Source organism: Kitasatospora sp. NPDC094016, assembly GCF_040304045.1.
Taxonomy (GTDB): Bacteria; Actinomycetota; Actinomycetes; order Streptomycetales; family Streptomycetaceae; genus Kitasatospora.
In genome coordinates this window covers 1-15,469 of the sequence record NZ_JBEOUK010000083.1, presented here as the reverse complement: position 1 = coordinate 15,469, position 15,469 = coordinate 1, and the positions used below count along the sequence as shown (strand labels likewise).

The window sequence follows — 15,469 nt, the reverse complement described above, 5'->3', positions numbered from 1 at the left end:
CCGCCCGGTCGTCATCGACTTCATCGTCCACCAGGACGCCATGGTCTGGCCGATGGTCGCCGCGGGCACCAGCAACGACGAGATCCAGTTCGCCAAGGGCGTCCGCCCCGACTTCGGCGACGACCTCGACTGACGTCCCCCTCCAACTCCAGAGCGCCTGAGGAACCCCATGTCCAAGCACACCCTCTCCGTCCTGGTCGAGAACAAGCCCGGCGTGCTCGCCCGCATCGCCGCGCTGTTCTCCCGTCGGGGCTTCAACATCGACTCCCTCGCCGTCGGCCCGACCGAGCATCCGGACGTGTCCCGGATGACGATCGTGGTCAACGTCGAGGACCTCCCGCTGGAACAGGTCACCAAGCAGCTCAACAAGCTCGTGAACGTGATAAAGATCGTCGAACTCGACCAGTCCGCTGCGATCCAGCGGGAACTGGTCCTGGTGAAGGTCCGCGCCGACAACGAGACGCGGTCGCAGATCGTCGAGATCGTCCAGCTGTTCCGTGCCAAGACCGTCGACGTGTCCCCGGACGCGGTGACCATCGAGGCCACCGGAAGCTCGGACAAGCTGGAGGCCATGCTCCGGATGCTGGAGCCTTACGGCATCAAGGAGTTGGTCCAGTCCGGCCTGGTCGCCATCGGGCGCGGCGCCCGTTCGATCACGGACCGCTCGTTGCGCGCCCTCGACCGCAGCGCCTGAGCACCCCCGAGACGCAGGCCGTCTCACACCCTGAAGCACCGCCCCACGCCCCCCGCCGTTACGCCTACCGTAGAGAACGCGTACCCGGCAACCACCACGCAAGGAGATGTGCCCCCGTGGCCGAGCTGTTCTACGAAGACGACGCCGACCTGTCCATCATCCAGGGCCGCAAGGTCGCGGTCATCGGCTACGGCAGCCAGGGCCACGCCCACGCGCTGTCCCTGCGCGACTCCGGCGCCGACGTCCGGGTCGGCCTGAAGCCGGAGTCCAAGTCCCGTGCCAAGGCGGAGGAGGCCGGCCTGCGTGTCGTCACCCCGGCCGAGGCCGCGGCCGAGGCCGACGTCATCATGATCCTGGTGCCGGACCCGATCCAGGCCGACGTCTACGAGGCCGACATCGCCCCGCACCTGAAGGCCGGCGACGCCCTGTTCTTCGGCCACGGCCTGAACATCCGCTTCGGCTTCATCAAGCCCCCGGCGGACGTCGACGTCTGCATGGTCGCCCCGAAGGGCCCGGGCCACCTGGTCCGCCGCCAGTACGAGGAGGGTCGCGGCGTCCCCGCGATCGTCGCCGTCGAGCAGGACGCCTCCGGCAAGGCCTTCGACCTGGCGCTGTCCTACGCCAAGGGCCTGGGCGCCACCAAGGCCGGCGTCATCAAGACCACCTTCACCGAGGAGACCGAGACCGACCTGTTCGGTGAGCAGGCCGTCCTCTGCGGTGGCACCGCCGCCCTGGTGAAGGCCGGTTTCGAGACCCTGGTCGAGGCCGGCTACCAGCCGGAGATCGCCTACTTCGAGTGCCTGCACGAGCTGAAGCTCATCGTCGACCTGATGTACGAGGGCGGCCTGGAGAAGATGCGCTGGTCGGTCTCCGAGACCGCCGAGTGGGGCGACTACGTCACCGGCCCGCGGATCATCACCGACGCCACCAAGGCCGAGATGCGCAAGGTCCTCGCCGAGATCCAGGACGGCACCTTCGCCAACACCTGGATCGCCGAGTACAAGGCCGGTCTGCCCAAGTACAACGAGTACAAGAAGGCCGACGAGGACCACCTGCTGGAGACCACCGGCAAGAAGCTGCGCTCGCTGATGAGCTGGGTCGACGACAAGGCCTGAACCGGCCTCGGGCTCTGCCCGATTTTGTAACTTCCTTGTACAAGTAGGCTGCTCCCGTCCGGGTGATTTCGCCGGACGGGAGCAGCCTGGTACCCAGCCCGTCGATACACTCCGAGTGCGCGTCAGGCCCACAGCGTCGTGCGTCTACCTACGCGGCATGCCACCTTCCCCCCGCCGTCCACGCCACCCACGTGCCGGGGAGAACCGCAGAGTTAAGGACACACTGTCGTGAGCACTGTGACATCCAAAACCGCCGTCGTCCTGATCGCCGAAGAGCTGTCGCCCGCCACCGTCGACGCCCTCGGCCCCGACTTCGAGATCCGCCACTGCAACGGCGCCGACCGCACCGAGCTGCTCGGCGCGATCGCCGACGTCGACGCGATCCTGATCCGCTCCGCCACCAAGGTCGACGCGGAGGCGCTGGCCGTCGCCCGCAAGCTCAAGGTGGTCGCCCGGGCCGGGGTCGGCCTGGACAACGTGGACGTCGCCGCCGCCACCAAGGCCGGCGTGATGGTCGTGAACGCGCCGACCTCCAACATCGTCACCGCCGCCGAACTCGCCTGCGGCCTGCTGATCTCCGTCGCCCGCAACATCGCGCCGGCCAACGCCGCGCTCAAGCAGGGCGAGTGGAAGCGCAACAAGTACACCGGCGTCGAGCTGAGCGAGAAGACCCTCGGCGTCGTCGGCCTCGGTCGGATCGGCGTCCTGGTCGCCCAGCGGATGTCCGCGTTCGGCATGAAGATCGTCGCGTACGACCCCTACATCCAGGCCGCCCGCGCCGCCCAGATGGGCGTCAAGCTGGTCACCCTGGAGGAGCTGCTGGAGGCCTCGGACTTCATCACCGTCCACCTCCCCAAGACCCCCGAGACCATCGGCCTGATCGGTGACGAGGCGCTGCACAAGGTCAAGCCGACCGTGCGCATCGTCAACGCCGCCCGCGGCGGCATCGTGGACGAGGAGGCGCTCGCCAACGCCCTGCGCGACGGCCGGGTGGCCGGCGCCGGCCTGGACGTGTACACCAAGGAGCCCTGCACCGACTCCCCGCTGTTCGGCTTCGACAACGTGGTCGCCACCCCGCACCTGGGTGCCTCCACCGACGAGGCGCAGGAGAAGGCCGGCATCGCCGTCGCCAAGTCGGTGCGCCTGGCGCTGGCCGGCGAGCTGGTGCCGGACGCCGTCAACGTCCAGGGCGGCGTGATCGCCGAGGACGTGCGCCCGGGCCTGCCGCTGGCCGAGAAGCTCGGCCGGATCTTCACCGCGCTGGCCGGCGAGGTCGCCGTCCGGCTCGACGTCGAGGTCCGCGGCGAGATCACCCAGCACGACGTGAAGGTGCTCGAACTGTCCGCGCTGAAGGGCGTGTTCGAGGACGTGGTGGCGGAGACGGTGTCCTACGTCAACGCCCCGCTGTTCGCCCAGGAGCGCGGCGTCGAGGTCCGCCTGACCACCTCCAGCGAGAGCGCCGAGCACCGCAACGTGATCACCGTCCGCGGCACGCTTTCGAACGGCGAGGAGATCGCCATCTCCGGCACCCTGGCCGGCCCGAAGCAGACCCAGAAGATCGTCGGCGTGGACGCCTTCGACGTGGACGTCGCGCTCACCGACCACATGGCCTTCTTCAAGTACGAGGACCGCCCCGGCGTGGTCGGCGTGCTCGGCCGCCACCTCGGCGACGCCGGCATCAACATCGCCGGCATGCAGGTCGCCCGCGACGGCGGCGGCGCGCTCGCCTCCATCACGGTGGACAGCCAGATCCCGCAGGACGTGCTGTCGGCGATCGCCGCCGAGATCGGCGCCCGCTTCGCCCGCTCGGTCGACCTGGGCGCCTGAGCCCGACGCCCCCCGGGGCCCGGACCGCCGTTCGCCGGCGGTCCGGGCCCCGATGCGTTCCCCGGGACGACTCCGTCTCAGATACTAGGAAATCCAAGTATTCGTGCAGACACGGCCCGGGCCCGGTCGTACCGTGGAAGGGCGATACGGCGTGCCGACCCTGTAGACAGGGCGTTCGGCCCGTGTCCGCGTGCGCCTTCACGGGCAGGCGATCCCTGCCCCCGCGCGTACCCCTCCCCTTCCCGCGCCCTCTTCGGGGCGCCGCTTCCAAGGAGCCCGGTATGCCCCTCACTGCCGACCGCCACGCCACCCCCACCCCCGCCGCCACCCCCGTCCGCGCCCCGCGCCGGCGCCGGGCCGCCGAGCGGAACCCCTTCGCCGCCGCCGCCCTGCAGCGGGCGCTGGACCGCCGCGACAACGGCGGCTCGACCGGGCACCTCTGACGGGCGCTTCCGGTGGGCCCGTCCGCCGGGTGGTGCCGGCCGACGCCCTTCGGCGGCTTCGCGGGCCCGGCCGTTCATCCGCCGAATAGGCCGCTCGGGCTGCCGTCAGGTCACCCGGTCGAGTGCAACCGGCGTCCGTCCGAGGGAAGTTGCTCGCGCTCGCCGGCGCGATCATCCTAATTTGGGGCCCCCGGAAGGGTGATCGACGTTCGCGCGGGCGGGCGTCAGCGACACGGTGTGCGGATCAGTCCCCCTGCCGGGGGAAGAGGGCCCAGTGCGTCTGCCATCCGTCCGCCGACCCGTCACCCGGATCGGCCTCACCCTGGCTCTGCTGGCCGGGAGCGCGGCGCTCGCCGCCACCCCGGCCTCCGGCGGGCCCCCGACGGAGCCGTCGAGGGCCGGCCGAACGGCCTCCGTCCTGCTCGAACTCGGCACCGAGCCGGCAGGCCCCGCCTGGCGGCGCGCCGCCGACGGGGCCCGGCGCGCCCAGCGCTCCCCGGAGGCCGCCCGCCGGGAGGCCGCCGACGCCGGCGCCGCCCAGCGGGCCAGGGCCGGCGAAGCCCTCGACCGGCTCGCCGCGGCCGTCCACCGGGCGGCGCCCACCGCCGGCGAGCTCTACCGCACCCGCACCCTGATCACCGGCCTCGCCGTCGACGCGCCCGCCGACCGGCTGCCCGCCCTGCGCGCGCTGCCCGGCGTCCGGGCCGTCCACCCGATCGTCCGCAAGCAGCGGGACAACGCCTACTCCGTCCCGCTGCTCGGCGCCCCGCAGGTCTGGGCCGGTGCCACCGGCGACGGCAACACCGGCCAGGGGGTGCGGATCGGGATCATCGACAGCGGCATCGACTACACCCACGCCGACTTCGGCGGCCCCGGCACCGAGGCCGCCTTCCGCTCCGTCGAACGCGGCAAGCCCGCCCCGCCCGACCTGTTCCCCAACGCCAAGGTGATCGGCGGCAAGGACCTGGTCGGCGACGACTACAACCCCGACCCGTCCTCCCCGCACCACCAGCCCGTCCCGCACCCCAGCGACAACCCGATCGACTGCGACCGCAACGGGCACGGCACCCACGTCGCCGGCACCGCCGCCGGCTACGGCGTCACCGCCGACGGCCACCCGTACACCGGCCCCTACCGGCCCGGACTCGACCCCGCAGGGTTCAAGGTCGGCCCCGGCGCCGCCCCCGGCGCCCAGCTGTACGCGATCCGGGTCTTCGGCTGCGACGGCTCCACCGACCGGCTCGCCCAGGCCCTCGACCTCGCCGCCGACCCCAACGGCGACGGCGACCTCGGCGACCGCCTCGACGTCGTCAACCTCTCCCTCGGCAGCCGCTTCGGCAGCCCCGACGACACCGACGCCCTCGCCGTCGACCGGCTCGCCGCCCTCGGCACCGTCGTGGTCGCCGCCGCCGGCAACGACGGCGACGTCTACGGCATCGGAGGCAGCCCCGGCACCGCCGCCCGGGCCATCGCCGTCGCCGCCTCCGTCGACCAGCACAGCGACACCGACGGCCTCACCGTGCTCGCCCCCGCCGACCTGGCCGGCGTCGTCCCGGCCCACTGGAGCGAGCGCTACAAGGGCTGGTCCAGTGCCGACGTCAGCGGCCAACTCGCCCTGCCCGCCGACCAGTCCGACGGCTGCGCCGTCTACAGCGAAGCCGACCGGCAGCGGCTCGCCGGAAAGATCGCCGTCCTCACCTGGCGCACCCGCGACTCCGAACGGGCCTGCAACTCCGGCCCCCGCGCCGACCACGCCGCCGACGCCGGTGCGATCGGCGCCCTCTACGCCGCCGACACCGACCACCTCGCCGAGATCTCCGGCAACGACCGCATCCCGGCCGCCCTGCTCGCCCACGCCGACGGCGAACGGCTCCGGCAGGCCGCCGCGGCCGGGCCGGTCGAGGTCCGCCTCGCCGCCCCCGGCAACCCGCTGCACGGCTCCGTCTCCCAGAACCAGCCTGCCCGCACCGACACCCTCACCGACTTCTCCTCCCGTGGCATCGGCGTCCCCGGCATCGTCAAACCCGACCTCGCCGCCCCCGGCGAGACCATCTGGTCCGCCCTCGTCGGCAGCGGCAGCGGCGGCCAGCGCGAGGACGGCACCTCGATGGCCACCCCGCACATCACCGGCCTCGCCGCCCTCGTCCGTGCCGCCCACCGCGACTGGCCGGTCGAACAGCTCAAGGCCGCGCTGATGAACACCGCCGTCGACACCTGGCTCGGCGACGACCACGGCGGACCGGTCTACGGCCCCGAGCGCACCGGCGCCGGCCGCGCCCAGGTCGACCGGGCCGTCCACACCCCCGTCGTCGCCTATGCGGCCGGCGACGGAGCGGCCGAAGGCAGCGTCGGCGTCTCCTACGGGCCGGTCGAGATCGCCGGGCCGACCGCCCTCGGCCGCGACATCGAGGTGCGCAACCACGCGGACCGGCCGCTGAGCTACCGCACCGGCTACGCGGCCGCCACCGAACTGCCCGGCGCCACCTTCGAGGTGACACCGGACCAGGTCGACGTCCCGGCCGGCGGCACCGCGCGGGTGCACGTCACCCTCGCCGTCCCCGGGGAGCTGGGCCGCGCCCCCGACCCCACCATCGACACCGTGCAGGACGGCAAGGCCCGCAGCTACCGCGCCGAACTCTCCGGCCGCGTCCTGCTCACCCCCGTCACCGACCCGGCCCTGCCCCAGCTGCGTGTCCCCGTCCTCGCCGCCCCGCGCCCGGCCACCGACCTCACCGCCACCGCCGCCGCCCGCACCACCCGGGACGGCACCGTCCTGATGCTCGGCGGCAGCGCCGCCCCCGGCAACCGGCCCGGACTCGTCACCGCCCTCACCCTCGGCGGCGAAGGCACCCGCTGGGCCGACTGCCCGCCCGGCAGCGAAGCCGCCGTCGGGCCCGGGGCCGGCATCCGGCCCGACGACGGCACCGAGCCGGCCGACCCCGCGCAGGACGTCTGCGTCCAGCAGCCCGGCGACCGGGCCGCCAACCTGCGGGTCGTCGGTGCCGCCACCAGCTCCGACCTGCTCTACGTGGGCGCCCAGCTCTGGGCCCCGGCCGCCACCCCGGTCGGGCTCTACGGCGTCCGGGTCTCCCTGGACACCGACGGCGACGGCACCACCGACGTCATCCTCGAAGCCGACCGGCTGCGCGGCAGCGACGTCCTCGTCTCCCGCGCCCTCGACGCCCGAACCGGCGCCGAACTCGACGTCCAGCCGCTCAACGGCCACTGGGGCGACACCGACACCGCCCTGCTGGACGGCGACGCCCTCGTCCTCCCCGTCCGGCTGAGCGCCCTCCCGGGTGTCCGGGAAGGCCACAGCACCGTCCACTACGGCGTCTGGACCGGCACCGACGCCCCCGGCACACCCGACCCGGCCGAGTCCTACTCCGCCATCGGCCTGCGCGGCACCCGCCCCGTCCTGGCCCTCGATGTCCTGCACCCCGCCGTCGACATCCGCGCCGGCCTCGGCGGCCCCGCGGCCCTCGCCACCCCGGTCCGGCCCGGCACCGTCCTCGACGTCCACCGCACCCCCGGTGACACGTCCCGCCTGCTCCTGCTCCACCACCTCAACCCCGCTGCCCACCGGAGCCAGCTGATCACCCTGCCCTGAGCGCACCCGTCCGAGGGGCGGCCCGCCGACCTGGCGGGTCGCCCCCGTGCGTGTGCGCCACGCCTCGCCGTGGTGCCGACGGCCGTCGGCCGTGCCCGGCAGGGTCCGCCCTGGTCGTCCCAGGCCTGGTCGCCTCAGCCCCGGTCAGTGGTCCGGGCGGCCTGGGCGGCGAGCCGACGGGTGCGGCGGGGGGCACGGGTCGGGCGGCGGGAGAAGCGGGTGAAGACGGCGACCAGGGCGAGGGCGGCGGCGGTGGCGGAGCTGACGGTGAGGCCCTCGGTGAGACCGGGCGGACGGAAGGAGCAGGCGATGCGGTCGGCGCCGGCGCCGAGCGGTACGCCGATCATGCCCAGGACGGGCGTCGGCGGGACGTACCGGCCGCCGCCCGCCGCGCAGGTCCAGCCCTCGGCGGCCGGGACGGACAGCAGCGCGGTGCCGGTGGAGCCGGCCGGGAGGGTCGCGGTGAGGGTGTGCCCGCCGGCCGCCACGCCGGTCGCGCCGGTGGCGGTGAGACGGGCGACGGCGTCGTCGAGGGCGCCGGGCCGCAGGCAGCCGATCGGGCGGGCCGGGATCTGGCCGGCGGTGTCGGAGCGCAGGGTCACCCGGACCGTCCCGTCGGCGGGGACCGGCCCCAGCCGGTGGATCGCGACGGCGGTGGTGGGCTGTTCGCCGTCGCTGCGGTAGCTGGTGCCGAGCCCGCTGACCGTGCCCCGGTACCAGACGCCGTGGAAGTAGGCCGTGCCGCCGGGGGTGCAGGCCGCGGTGAGGACGGTGCCCTCGGCGCCGCCGGGCAGCGACCAGCCGCTGGTGCCGTGCAGGGTGGGCACAGGGCCGCCGGCCGGGACGGGCAGCGGGGCCTCGTACACCCGGCTGCCGAGCAGCGACTCCTGCCGGGACCAGACCGAGGAGGTGTCCGGCCGGGCGCCGGGCGGCAGGACGGTGACCAGCGGCGGCGCGGCGGCCCGCCCGGGGGTGAAGCCGGTCGGGGGCGGCCCGTCGTCGAGGTGGGAGCGGACGGCGAACAGGGCCTGCCCGACCGGATCGGTGACGCTGGCGGTCTGCCGCCCGCCCGCCGTCCAGCCCGCGCCGAGGTCGTGCAGCAGCAGGGCGGCGACGGTCGGCAGGTAGCCGCTGAAGTAGCCGCCGCCCTGGCCGTCGAGCAGCAGCGGATCGTTGGTGGTGAAGGCGTGCGGGCCGGGGTCGCTGCGGCCCCGGGGCCACGCGGCGCCGTCGCGCACCGCCGCGTACCCGGCCCGGACGGCTCCGGCGGAGGCGGTGTCGGCCGGGGCGGCGGCGAGCGCCGCGTACCCGGACCAGACGGCGTTGCCGAGCACCGCGCCGGCCAGCACCCAGGTCGCCAGGGCGGTGGCCCGGCGGTCGGTGTGCCGGCGGTCGAGGGTCCAGAGCGCGGCGAGCAGGACGACCCCGCCGACGGCCAGCAGTGCCCAGGTGGAGGCACGGACCGAGTGCCGGCCCGCCGCCAGCGCGGCGACCACCGCGACCACGGCGGCGCCGCCCAGCAGGGTGAGCCGGTCCGGCCGGTGCGCCAGCGACACCCAGCCGGCCAGCACCAGCAGGCCGCTGAGCACGAACGCGACCCGGTACGGCCCGCCGGCCGGGATCGCCAGACCGTGCCAGACCACCACGGTCGGGGTCCAGACGAAGCTGAGCACCACCAGCACCAGCGCCCCGCACCAGACCGCCCGCTCCCGCACCCGCACCCGCCGGTTGAACGGCAGCCCGCACACCAGCAGCAGCCCCAGCAGACCGATCGCGACGTCCGGCAGCGGCCGCCCGCCGTGGGTGGCGGGCAGCAGCTGCGCGAGGTGCCCGCCGAGCCCGGACGGGCCGAGCGGCTGCACCGGGGACTCCGGCTGGGCGCCGTGCGCGGCCCGGACGGCGACGAACAGCACGGGTGAGGCGAGCAGGACGCCGGTGGTGGCCATGGTGAAGGCCCGCCCGGTGACCCGGACCCGGTGGCGCAACGGCCGGGGGGTGGCGAACAGGCGGACGGCCAGCAGCAGCCCGGCCATCAGGGTGGCCAGCGCGGCGGTGTACAGGTTGCCGGCCCAGGCGAGGGTGACGCACAGCGAGCCGGCCACCCAGCGCCGCTCGCGCAGGCACCAGTCGGCGGCCAGGCCGAGCAGCGGCAGCGCGACCAGGCCCCAGAGCCACATCGGCGCCGCCCCGCCGACGTCGAGCACCCAGGCGCAGAGCCCGTACCCGACGGCGGCGAGCGCCCGCAGCCAGTGCGGGCCGGCGTGCAGCCGGCCGAGCAGGTGGGCCATCAGGGCGGTGCCGAGGCCGATGGTGGCGAGGGTGACCAGGAGGAGCGCGAACCGGCCCTGGTCGCGGGGGAGGAGGGCGGTCGCCCAGGAGAACGGGTTCATCAGGTAGGCGAAGAAGTCGGCGAGGAACGGGACGCCGTAGCCGCTGTTCCAGTTGAACAGGAGGTCCCCGGCCGCTCGCCCGTGCATCAGGTCCCACAGGTGGGCGTGGTACGGCAGGGCGGCCTCGCCCGTCCCCGTCGGCCACGCCCCGCGCAGCCCCACCGCGAGCGCGTACCCGCCCACCGCCAGCCCGGCCGCGCTCCCGCAGACCAGCACCTCCCGCCGCCGCACGCCCATTGCTGCTCGACCCCGTTTCCGCGAGGGATTGCCGGACCCCGTCACCCTAAGCGCGCCCCCCGCGCGGACCCGGCCCCCGCGCTCCCTTGGCGGTCGAGGTCGTGTCGGATGAGTCCGAGGAACGTGACCGCGAGATCGAGCCGCGAAAGTACGCGGCCGCCGGTATCCGTCACTTCTGGCGCGTCGAGTGCGACGAGGGTCGCCCGGTGGTGTACGTCTACGAGCTGGATCCGGCCGACTCCGGTTACGCCCTGACCGGGATCCACCACAAGCAGTTGAAGGTCGATCGGCCGTTCCCCGTCGAGATCGACCTGACCTGATGACCTGACCCGTCCGGATGGTGGACGCCTGGTGTCAGCCCCTGGGACACCGGAGTAGGGTCCGAGCATGTCTCGCACGATTCGTCTCGCAGTTGTCCCGGGTGACGGCATCGGCCAGGAAGTGGTGGCCGAAGGTCTCAAGGTCCTGGGTGCCGTGCTTCCCGCCGACGTGAAGCTGGAGACCACCGAGTACGACCTCGGCGCCCGGCGCTACCACCGGACCGGGGAGACCCTGCCGGACGGTGTGCTGGCCGAGCTGAAGTCGCACGACGCGATCCTGCTGGGCGCCATCGGCGACCCGAGCGTGCCGTCGGGCGTGCTGGAGCGGGGGCTGCTGCTGAAGCTGCGGTTCGCCTTCGACCACCACATCAACCTGCGTCCGGGCCGCCTGTTCCCCGGGGTGAAGTCCCCGCTGGCCGGTGAGCCGGCCATCGACTTCGTGGTGGTCCGCGAGGGCACCGAGGGCCCGTACGTCGGCAACGGCGGCTCGCTGCGCACCGGGACGCCGCAGGAGGTGGCCACCGAGGTCAGCCTGAACACCGCGTTCGGCATCGAGCGCGTGGTGCGCGACGCCTACCGCCGGGCCCAGGCGCGTCCGCGCAAGAAGCTGACGCTGGTGCACAAGAACAACGTGCTGGTGCACGCCGGGCACCTGTGGTCGCGGATCTTCGCGGAGGTCGGCCGGGAGTTCCCGGAGGTCACCACCGACTACCTGCACGTCGACGCGGCGACGATCTTCTTCGTCACCCAGCCGGAGCGTTTCGACGTCATCGTCACCGACAACCTGTTCGGCGACATCCTGACCGACCTGGCCGCCGCCGTCACCGGCGGGATCGGTCTGGCCGCGAGCGGCAACATCAACCCGGGCGGCGAGTTCCCGTCGATGTTCGAGCCGGTGCACGGTTCGGCGCCGGACATCGCGGGCCAGGGCAAGGCCGACCCGACGGCCACCGTGCTGTCGGTCGCCATGCTGCTGGAGCACCTGGGCTTCGCCGCCGAGGCCGCCCGGGTGGAGGCCGCCGTCGCGGCGGACCTGGCCGAGCGCACCGGCACCCGCAGCACCTCCGAGGTCGGCGACGCGCTGGTCACCCGAGTAGCCGGCTGACGGGCCGGATCCGCTTGACGGACTCCGGCCCACGGGCCGGGGCCGACAACGGTCGCGGCCCGGCGGGCCGCACCACATAACCGCAGCTTGCAGCTCCCCAAGGAGCGGGCGGCTGTTCGGCACGGCCCTCTGGATGCGAGTATCGACAGTGGGTCGTGCCGTTGTGCGTTCGTTCCGGTGCTGGTTGGCCGCTGCGGGCACCCGGCGGTGGCGACCCGGACCTACCCCACGGTGAAGGAAACAGCCATGAGCACGCCCACCCAGGCGCCCATCACGTTCGACCTCAAGCCTTCCGCCCACCCGCTGCCCACCGCGGAGCGCGAGGCCCGGCTGACCAACCCCGGCTTCGGCCGGGTCTTCACCGACCACATGGTCACCATCCGCTGGACCGAGGGCGTGGGCTGGCACGACGCCCAGCTGGCGCCGTACGCGCCGCTGGAGGTCGACCCGGCGAACATGACCCTGCACTACGGCCAGTCGATCTTCGAGGGCCTCAAGGCCTACCGCCAGGCCGACGGCTCCATCGCGACCTTCCGTCCGGAGGCCAACGCGGCCCGTTTCCAGGCCTCGGCCCGCCGGCTGGCGATGCCGGAGCTGCCGGTGGAGACCTTCGTCGAGGCCGTCGAGCTGCTGGTCCAGCAGGACCAGGCGTGGGTGCCGAACGAGCCCGAGCAGAGCCTGTACCTGCGTCCGTTCATGTTCGCCACCGAGGTCGGTCTGGGTGTCCGCCCGGCGAACTCCTACCTGTTCATGATCATCGCCTCGCCGGCCGGCGCCTACTTCCCGGGCGGCGTCAAGCCGGTCTCGGTGTGGCTGTCCAAGGAGTACGTCCGGGCCGCGCCCGGCGGCACCGGCGCCGCCAAGTGCGCCGGCAACTACGCCGCTTCGCTGATCGCCCAGGCCCAGGCCGCCGAGAAGGGCTGCGACCAGGTCGTCTGGCTCGACGCCGCCGAGCACCGGTGGATCGAGGAGATGGGCGGCATGAACCTGTACTTCGTCTTCGGCGAGGGCAAGGACGCGAAGATCGTCACCCCCGAGCTGTCCGGCGCCCTGCTGCCCGGCATCACCCGTGACTCGCTGCTCCAGCTCGCCACCGACCTCGGCTACGCCGTCGAGGAGCGGAGGATCTCCACCGACGAGTGGCAGCAGGCCAACGCGGACGGCACCCTCACCGAGGTGTTCGCCTGCGGCACCGCCGCCGTCATCACCCCGGTCGGCTCGGTCAAGTCGGCCGCCGCCGACTGGACGGTCGGCACCGGCGAGCCCGGCCCGACCACCATGGAGCTGCGCCGGGCCCTGCTGGCCATCCAGGGAGGCCAGACCCCCGACACCCACGGCTGGCTGCACAAGATCGTCTGAGGCGGCGCCCGCCGCTGCCCGCTCCGGCCCGCCCCGTTTCGCATCGCGAGACGGGCGGGCCGGGTGCCGGGACGTGTGCCAGACTGCGAACGTGTCCTCGCTGTCGCTGATTATTAACAGCAGGCGCGCCGGTCCGCAGTGACCGCTCCCGCAGGACCCGATGCGGAGCGACCACCAGCGTCCAGACCCGCGCGCAGACCTCTCGCACCCGCGAGGGGTTTTTTCGTTTTTCGGGCATCGCCCCGATGAACACAGCCTCCGGACCGGCCGGGAGCCCCCACAAGGGGCTCGGGGACACCGGAGCCGCGCGCGGGATGCTGGACAGTGGAGCCGGGACTCGCAATCCGGCAGAGCAGTACGAACCTCCCCGAACGGAGAACCAGGGGTCATGACCGAGGTCAGCCGTACCGACGACAGTTTCCACGTGTTCGACACCACCCTGCGCGACGGCGCGCAGCGGGAGGGCATCAACCTGACGGTGGCGGACAAGCTGGCCATCGCGCGGTACCTGGACGAGTTCGGGGTGGGCTTCATCGAGGGCGGCTGGCCGGGGGCCAACCCGCGCGACACCGAGTTCTTCGCCCGGGCCGCCGCCGAACTGGACCTCCGGCACGCCCGGCTGGTCGCCTTCGGCGCCACCCGCCGGGCCGGCGGCAAGGCCGCCGAGGACCCGCAGCTGGCCGCGCTGGTCGCCTCGGGCGCCCCGGTCGTCACCCTCGTCGCCAAGGCGCACGACCGGCACGTGGAGCTGGCGCTGCGCACCACCCTGGACGAGAACCTGGAGATGGTCCGGGACAGCGTCGAGTTCCTGCGCGCGCAGGGGCGGCGGGTGTTCATCGACTGCGAGCACTTCTTCGACGGCTACCGCGCGAACCGCGAGTACGCGCTGGCCGTGGTCCGCACCGCGCACCAGGCGGGCGCGGACGTGGTGGTGCTGTGCGACACCAACGGCGGGATGCTGCCGGCCGGCGTGCGGGAGACCGTCGCCGACGTCCTGGCCGTCACCGGCGCCCGGCTGGGCATCCACGCCCAGGACGACACCGGCTGCGCGGTGGCCAACACGCTGGCCGCGGTGGACGCCGGCGCCACCCACGTCCAGTGCACCGCCAACGGCTACGGCGAGCGGGTCGGCAACGCGAACCTGTTCCCGGTGGTCGGCGCGCTGGAGATCAAGTACGACCGGCGGGTGCTCCCCGAGGGCCGGCTCGCCGAGATGACCAGGCTGTCGCACGCGATCGCCGAGGTGGTCAACCTGACCCCCTCCACCCACCAGCCGTACGTCGGCTACTCGGCCTTCGCGCACAAGGCGGGCCTGCACGCCTCCGCGATCAAGGTCGACCCGGACCTGTACCAGCACATCGACCCGGAGCGGGTCGGCAACACCATGCGGATGCTGGTCTCCGACATGGCGGGCCGCGCCTCGGTCGAGCTCAAGGGCAAGGAGCTCGGCTACGACCTGTCCAGCGACCGGGACCTGGCCGGCCGGGTGGTGGCCAGGGTGAAGGAGCAGGAGAACCTCGGCTACACCTACGAGTCCGCCGACGCCTCCTTCGAGCTGCTGCTGCGCGACGAGGTGCGCGGCGGCCGGGAGCGCTTCTACACCCTGGAGTCCTGGCGGACCATCAGCGAGCAGGGCCCGAACGGCTTCACCGGCAACGAGGCGACGGTGAAGCTGTGGGCGAAGGGGGAGCGCCGGATCGCCACCGGCGAGGGCAACGGCCCGGTGAACGCACTGGACCAGGCGCTGCGCACCGCGCTGGAGGGGATCTACCCGCCGCTGGCCCGGTTCGAGCTGGTGGACTACAAGGTCCGCATCCTGGAGGGCCAGCACGGCACCGGCTCCAAGACCCGGGTGCTGATCGAGTCCACCGACGGCACGTCCACCTGGTCGACCGTCGGGGTGGCCGACAACGTGGTGGCCGCCTCCTGGCTGGCGCTGGAGGACGCCTACACCTACGGGCTGATCCGGGCCGGCCTGGAGCCCACCGAGTAACCCACCGAGTAACCCACCGGGCAGCTCACCGGGCAAACCGCCGGGCGACCCGCCGCGGCCGCGGCCCACGGACCTCCGAACGAAGGTCCGTGGGCCGCGGCCGCGGCCGTGTCCGTCATCGGAGTCGGGCGAGGAGGGCGTGCTCGACGAGGGTGATGAGGGCGCTCTTGGCGCTGTCGCGGCGGCGGGCGTCGAGCGTGATGACGGGGGTCTCGGCGCTGAGCTGGAGCGCTTCGCGGACCTCGTCGGGGGTGTGGGGCTGGTGTCCGTCGAAGCCGTTGAGGGCGACGACGAAGGGGAGTCCGCTGTTCTCGAAGTAGTCGAGGGCGGGGAAGCAGTCGGCGAGGCGGCGGGTGTCGACGAGGACGACGGCGCC

Annotated in this window: 10 protein-coding genes and 1 pseudogene; 9 read left to right on the top strand and 2 right to left on the bottom strand. The window is 73.6% G+C overall.

Features of this window, described 5'->3' with window-relative positions:
- The first annotated feature begins 169 nt into the window (after positions 1–169).
- From ilvN to ABT015_RS37270, 5 genes are all read left to right on the top strand, one after another.
- A complete protein-coding gene (ilvN, locus tag ABT015_RS37290) occupies positions 170–694 on the top strand; it encodes an acetolactate synthase small subunit (RefSeq protein WP_030302941.1) in 525 nt (174 codons plus the stop codon).
- Between the two features lie 116 nt (positions 695–810).
- Positions 811–1,809, top strand: coding sequence for a ketol-acid reductoisomerase (gene ilvC / locus ABT015_RS37285; RefSeq protein ID WP_063347727.1), 999 nt, complete (start codon positions 811–813; stop codon positions 1,807–1,809).
- Positions 1,810–2,046: 237 nt separating this feature from the next.
- A complete protein-coding gene (gene serA, locus ABT015_RS37280; RefSeq protein ID WP_502897505.1) occupies positions 2,047–3,636 on the top strand; it encodes a phosphoglycerate dehydrogenase in 1,590 nt (529 codons plus the stop codon).
- 281 nt (positions 3,637–3,917) lie between these two features.
- A complete protein-coding gene (locus ABT015_RS37275) occupies positions 3,918–4,079 on the top strand; it encodes a hypothetical protein (RefSeq protein WP_350887612.1) in 162 nt (53 codons plus the stop codon).
- A 274-nt stretch (positions 4,080–4,353) separates the two neighbouring features.
- Entirely contained in the window at positions 4,354–7,689 is a 3,336-nt protein-coding gene (locus tag ABT015_RS37270) for a S8 family serine peptidase (protein ID WP_350887610.1), read from the top strand.
- A gap of 134 nt (positions 7,690–7,823) precedes the next feature.
- Here the strand turns inward: ABT015_RS37270 and ABT015_RS37265 are convergent, their stop codons facing one another.
- Complete coding sequence (locus ABT015_RS37265) at positions 7,824–10,316, bottom strand: YfhO family protein (RefSeq protein WP_350887607.1); 2,493 nt, start codon at positions 10,314–10,316, stop codon at positions 7,824–7,826.
- 80 nt (positions 10,317–10,396) lie between these two features.
- Between ABT015_RS37265 and ABT015_RS37260 the strand changes: the two are divergent.
- The 4 genes and pseudogenes from ABT015_RS37260 to cimA all read left to right on the top strand — a co-directional run.
- Positions 10,397–10,636: pseudogene (locus tag ABT015_RS37260) on the top strand (Uma2 family endonuclease); the annotation flags it as partial.
- 67 nt (positions 10,637–10,703) lie between these two features.
- Positions 10,704–11,741, top strand: a complete 1,038-nt coding sequence (locus tag ABT015_RS37255; protein ID WP_350887604.1) for a 3-isopropylmalate dehydrogenase — start codon at positions 10,704–10,706, stop codon at positions 11,739–11,741.
- 246 nt (positions 11,742–11,987) lie between these two features.
- Positions 11,988–13,100: a branched-chain amino acid aminotransferase gene (locus tag ABT015_RS37250; RefSeq protein ID WP_350887601.1), complete on the top strand. Its 1,113-nt coding sequence runs from the start codon at positions 11,988–11,990 to the stop codon at positions 13,098–13,100.
- A gap of 388 nt (positions 13,101–13,488) precedes the next feature.
- Positions 13,489–15,093, top strand: coding sequence for a citramalate synthase (gene cimA / locus ABT015_RS37245; protein ID WP_350887599.1), 1,605 nt, complete (start codon positions 13,489–13,491; stop codon positions 15,091–15,093).
- Between the two features lie 115 nt (positions 15,094–15,208).
- Here the strand turns inward: cimA and ABT015_RS37240 are convergent.
- Positions 15,209–15,469 (bottom strand): ATP/GTP-binding protein (locus ABT015_RS37240; RefSeq protein ID WP_350887596.1); only part of this gene is annotated, 261 nt, incomplete at its 5' end.

What these genes read in the sequence shown, in the direction of transcription:
- cimA (WP_350887599.1), top strand. Translation starts at nt 13,489, where the DNA reads ATGACCGAGGTCAGCCGTACCGACGACAGTTTCCACGTGTTCGACACC.
- ABT015_RS37255 (WP_350887604.1), top strand. Translation starts at nt 10,704, where the DNA reads ATGTCTCGCACGATTCGTCTCGCAGTTGTCCCGGGTGACGGCATCGGC.
- ABT015_RS37250 (WP_350887601.1), top strand. Translation starts at nt 11,988, where the DNA reads ATGAGCACGCCCACCCAGGCGCCCATCACGTTCGACCTCAAGCCTTCC.
- ABT015_RS37275 (WP_350887612.1), top strand. Translation starts at nt 3,918, where the DNA reads ATGCCCCTCACTGCCGACCGCCACGCCACCCCCACCCCCGCCGCCACC.
- ABT015_RS37265 (WP_350887607.1), bottom strand. Translation starts at nt 10,316, where the DNA reads ATGGGCGTGCGGCGGCGGGAGGTGCTGGTCTGCGGGAGCGCGGCCGGG.
- ilvN (WP_030302941.1), top strand. Translation starts at nt 170, where the DNA reads ATGTCCAAGCACACCCTCTCCGTCCTGGTCGAGAACAAGCCCGGCGTG.